Source organism: Terrisporobacter sp. (assembly GCF_017888745.1).
Classification (GTDB): Bacteria; Bacillota; Clostridia; order Peptostreptococcales; family Peptostreptococcaceae; genus Terrisporobacter.
The window spans coordinates 1-2779 of the sequence record NZ_JAGHFM010000253.1 but is presented as its reverse complement, the minus strand read 5'-3'; the positions used below and the strand labels follow the sequence as shown (position 1 = coordinate 2779).

The window sequence follows — 2779 nt, the reverse complement described above, 5'->3', positions numbered from 1 at the left end:
TTACAGAGTAATGATTATGGTGAGTTGCATTATCCCCACCTATCCATTTTATATTTCTTTTCTCACACTCTTTTAGAAAATCATCAGCCTTTTCTTCTGTATCGCAATGTACTGCTATTTCTCCATTCTTGAACTCTTCCCAATTAAAATTTTTCATCAAACAAATCCTCCTATTTTCTCTTTTTTAAATTCCTGTACATCTATATTTTCAAATCTCGGTTTCTCTAATCTATAAATATCGTTGTAATCTTTATATCTTTCTGTCAAATCGGCTTCTGTTACTGTCTTAATATTAGAATTTAAAGATTGTCCTATCTTGCATATGCACCTATTACAAAACTCATATATTTTTCCGTTATCTCTTTTCTCTAACATTACAAATCCTGTATTTTTGCATAATTTACAATTTTCAGTACTTTCTTTATAGACTTTGCCTCTTAAAGCTACATCTTTAAATTCTAATAGCTTAGCTAATTTAAATCTGCCTGTTTCTTGCTTAAGATAAAGTTGAGCCATTTCTCTAGCTATATCTATATGCACTCTTTCAAAAGGCTTGTACCATGCTGCTAATACTTCTTTATCCGCTGTAGGTTCAAAGCTAAATAACTTTCCTAAGTAACTTACATACTCCATAAATTCATTCTTAGTCATTAGAACGGATCTTCTCCTTTCTCAATTCTTTCTTGAATTTCATTCTTGCCCTTTTGATTTTTTATACCTTCCGTTTTCCAGTTCTCTAGGATACCCTTAAGGTAAGAATAAGTTCTCTTGCTTCTTTGATTTCCTATCTCTATAGCCTTAGTTACCCACTCTATAGAATAAATCTCTACATCTGCTAGTAATTTATCTAATAGAGTTTTATTAAGAGTTCCATAACCATTACTGGTCCAAGACGACGACAGCTGACGACATATGTCTTTTTTACTCTCTATCTCTTTCTCTAACTCTGTCTCTATCTCTATCTCTATCTCTCGTGAACGTTCGTCCGAACTTGTCCCAGAAGTGTCCGGACATTTGTCCCCTTCTCCTAATAACAGCTTTTTTTCTTCCTTTATTCTATTCCTATAATCCCTTTTCCTATCAGCTTCAGAGCTACTTTTACCAATAAGGCTTTGAATGTCTAACATATATATTGCTCCATTATCTAATACTTCAATTAAGCCTAATTCTCTAAACATACATAAAGCTTTATCTACAGTATCAACATTATGGTTAGTAATAGTTGCTATCATCTTAGGACTATAAGGAATATTTTCTTTAAACATTAACTTTCCATCTGTTTTTAAAGATTTAAGATAAAGTTTCATTAGTATATCTGAATATAAATACCCATTATCCATAGCTTGTAGTATCTTCATATCTTCTGTTTCATAGAAGTTTTCTTTTATTTTTAAGTAATAGTATTTTTTATTGTCTGCCATTTCATACCTCCTATGGTTTCATAAGAAATACTCTCTTCTTAGTATTGTTATTTTTAATAGATAACCCAGTTATATTTTTATTTTCATCATAGGCTATTTTTTCAACTTCAAATTTATCATTGCATTTCCATATATCCTTGCCATTATTGCCCTTGATAGAATACATATTGCAATCATCTTTCTTTACCCAAATAAATGGACTAGTATAAAGCTCTCTACCTATTCCCCAATTAAAACATGCTCTTTTAAAACTATCACTAGCTTGTCCTTTTTCTTTTTCTGTATTACTCTCTGTTCCTGTATCTTCTTTACTTACCCATTGATACTTTTCTTCATCCCATAAACTAACTATGCAATTAGCATTATCTCTTGTATGCTCTCTTTTCCAGTTCATAGGTCCAACTGTTTCATCAAGGATGTTCATATCGCAACGAGCATCTTTGTATAAAAGCAATATACAGCCTTTTTCAGTAACGCTTTGTACTCTTACATCTATTTCAGTTTCCTTTAATGGTCTAAAAACTAACTTCTCCATACTACACCTCCTAGAATGGTATTATTAATCCTTTTTCTATCTCATACATAAGACTTCTTAACTGCTTGTCTACTCCTTCATAATCTCCATTTTTAAGGTATTCTAGAGTTAATCCAAGCCTAACTATTAATGCAAGTTTATTATCTTCATTCATATTTCCCACTCCTATCTAATTCTTAAACTTTCCTTCTGTTCAATTCTTGCTCCTGGTACTTCTATACCATTATCAATACTTTCTTTAATCTTTTTCTTATCTTCCTTCTCTTCAATCTTTTTATATTCCATAGGAAGTATGTTGAAATCATCTATAATAACACTAGGAGGATTTTTCTTTATTGCTAAAGTAAATATCTTACCTTTAATATCTTTCTTGTCTAAAGCTATCATAGATACTTCTAAATAATCCTTTAGTCCTTTTACCTTGTTTTCTAAAGTTTTTCTTCTAGCAGATAATCTAGTTTCTTCTTCCTTATATCCTTTTATATCTGCTTCTATAGACTTAATTAACTTAACGATATTCTCTGCTTTATCTTCAAAATCACCTTGTATTTCTGCAATAGCACTTTCAACAATTTCTTTTGGTATCTCTGGATTTTCTAATAGATCCAGTAGGTTTAAATAATTCTGTGTTAATTCATATAATTTCATTTATTTATCCTTCCTTGTATCAAAATATAATCTATCATCATCTTCGTTATATCTAATGTTGTTTATATACCAGTCTTGGTTATCCGCATCATATAGCTTAAATCCTTCTTCATTAAGTATATTTATAATGCTTATTAAGATTTTTAATAGTATCTTAAATGCTTTCATATTACCC

At 30.3% G+C, this 2779-nt stretch carries 5 protein-coding genes; all 5 read right to left on the bottom strand.

The genetic code is table 11. The annotated features are described in order from the left end of the window. Window positions 1-156: 156 nt before the first annotated feature. Genes J7G74_RS11540 through J7G74_RS11520 form a run of 5 tightly spaced genes read right to left on the bottom strand, consistent with a single transcriptional unit; the run spans window position 157 to window position 2604 of the window. Window positions 157-651 (bottom strand): hypothetical protein, encoded by a 495-nt coding sequence (locus J7G74_RS11540; protein ID WP_297135472.1) that lies wholly within the window; start codon window positions 649-651, stop codon window positions 157-159. Continuing rightward, window positions 651-1421, bottom strand: coding sequence for a phage replisome organizer N-terminal domain-containing protein (locus J7G74_RS11535; protein WP_297135471.1), 771 nt, complete (start codon window positions 1419-1421; stop codon window positions 651-653). Before J7G74_RS11535 ends, J7G74_RS11540 begins: the two co-directional genes overlap by 1 nt. Before the next feature lie 10 nt (window positions 1422-1431). Then, the gene (locus J7G74_RS11530) at window positions 1432-1956 is read right to left on the bottom strand and encodes a hypothetical protein (RefSeq protein ID WP_297135469.1); all 525 of its coding nucleotides are present in this window, start codon (window positions 1954-1956) and stop codon (window positions 1432-1434) included. 10 nt (window positions 1957-1966) lie between these two features. Further along, window positions 1967-2110, bottom strand: coding sequence for a hypothetical protein (locus tag J7G74_RS11525; RefSeq protein ID WP_297135466.1), 144 nt, complete (start codon window positions 2108-2110; stop codon window positions 1967-1969). Window positions 2111-2121: 11 nt separating this feature from the next. Further along, the gene (locus tag J7G74_RS11520) at window positions 2122-2604 is read right to left on the bottom strand and encodes a siphovirus Gp157 family protein (RefSeq protein WP_297135465.1); all 483 of its coding nucleotides are present in this window, start codon (window positions 2602-2604) and stop codon (window positions 2122-2124) included. Between the last annotated feature and the right edge of the window lie 175 nt (window positions 2605-2779).

Bases quoted from the DNA above. Each gene is read 5' to 3' on its own strand.
- J7G74_RS11540 (WP_297135472.1), bottom strand. From the start codon at position 651: ATGACTAAGAATGAATTTATGGAGTATGTAAGTTACTTAGGAAAGTTA.
- J7G74_RS11535 (WP_297135471.1), bottom strand. From the start codon at position 1,421: ATGGCAGACAATAAAAAATACTATTACTTAAAAATAAAAGAAAACTTC.
- J7G74_RS11530 (WP_297135469.1), bottom strand. From the start codon at position 1,956: ATGGAGAAGTTAGTTTTTAGACCATTAAAGGAAACTGAAATAGATGTA.
- J7G74_RS11525 (WP_297135466.1), bottom strand. From the start codon at position 2,110: ATGAATGAAGATAATAAACTTGCATTAATAGTTAGGCTTGGATTAACT.
- J7G74_RS11520 (WP_297135465.1), bottom strand. From the start codon at position 2,604: ATGAAATTATATGAATTAACACAGAATTATTTAAACCTACTGGATCTA.